1 protein-coding gene is annotated in these 1,158 nt (G+C 55.0%); it reads left to right on the top strand.

All coding sequences use genetic code 11. The annotated features are described in order from the left end of the window. The first annotated feature begins 9 nt into the window (after positions 1-9). Positions 10-1,158 carry an MraY family glycosyltransferase gene (locus tag E5342_RS18990; protein WP_121737553.1) on the top strand — a complete coding sequence of 383 codons (1,149 nt, stop codon included), beginning with the start codon at positions 10-12 and terminating at the stop codon, positions 1,156-1,158.

The following is a 1,158-nucleotide window of genomic DNA, read 5'->3' as shown; positions in this document are numbered from 1 at the left end:
TGAGAGAGTATGAGTATGACGCAAGTACCGTTATTATTATTACCGTGCGGATTGTTGATCTCCGTGTTTTTAGGCATGGTCATCATCCCGAGGATCCTGGTGATCTCGCACAAGAAACGCCTGTATGATATCCCGGACTCCCGCAAGGTGCATACGGCCCCTGTCCCCCGTTTGGGCGGATTGTCGTTCTTTCCGGTTATCCTGATGTCGATGGCCTTGTTGATGGGCTTTCGCCTTTGCCTGTGGCCCTCGGACTTGTGGGGTCTCTCGCTTGGCATGCTGCACGAGTATCTTTTCCTGTTCGTGGGGATGACGCTGCTTTACTTGGTGGGTGTCTGCGACGACTTGGTGGGTGTGGGTTACCGTTACAAGTTCGTCGTGCAGGTCGTGTCTGCCTTTCTGTTGGTGTTGTCCGGCAACTGGCTCGACTCGTTGGGTGGCCTGTTCGGGATCTATTCCGTCCCGGCCTTGCTGGGCGTTCCGGTCACGGTCTTCTCCGTGGTCTACGTGACGAACGCCATCAACCTGATTGACGGTATCGACGGTCTGGCCTCGGGTCTGTGTTGCATCGCCCTGTCGGTCTTGGGCGTGGTCTTTTTGATCCAAGGGCAATACATTTACGCCCTGCTTGCGTTCAGCACGCTGGGTATCCTGATGCCCTTTTGGTGTTACAACGTCTTCGGCAACGCGAACCGTGGGCATAAGCTTTTCATGGGCGACGCCGGCAGCCTGACGCTGGGCTACGTGCTCAGCTTCCTGGTCATCCACCTGTGCGTGTCGAACGGCTCGTTCCCGGATCGGTCGAATCCCTACCTGGTGATCGCCTTCTCCACGGTGTTGGTACCGTTGTTGGACGTTATCCGTGTAGTCCTGCACCGTCTTCGCGAGCACAAGAACCCTTTTTTACCGGATAAGAACCATTTCCACCATAAGCTGTTGCGCACGGGCATGCGTGTGCGGATGGTGATGGTGACGATCCTGTGCGTATCGGTCTTCTTCATAGCGTTGAACTTGCTGCTGGCCCAGCGTATGAATGTCACCTACCTCTTGTTCTTGAACCTCTTCCTTTGGTCTTTGCTCCATCTGTCAATCAACAGACTTATCTCCCGGAATCGGGAGCGGAGAGAGAGGGAGGAAGCGTCCGGTAAGAAATTCTGA

The sequence above is a fragment of the Parabacteroides distasonis genome (assembly GCF_004793765.1).
In the GTDB taxonomy this organism is placed as follows: Bacteria; Bacteroidota; Bacteroidia; order Bacteroidales; family Tannerellaceae; genus Parabacteroides; species Parabacteroides distasonis_A.
Note: the sequence above shows the minus strand (reverse complement) of the source record. Positions and strands in the feature narration are given on the sequence as shown.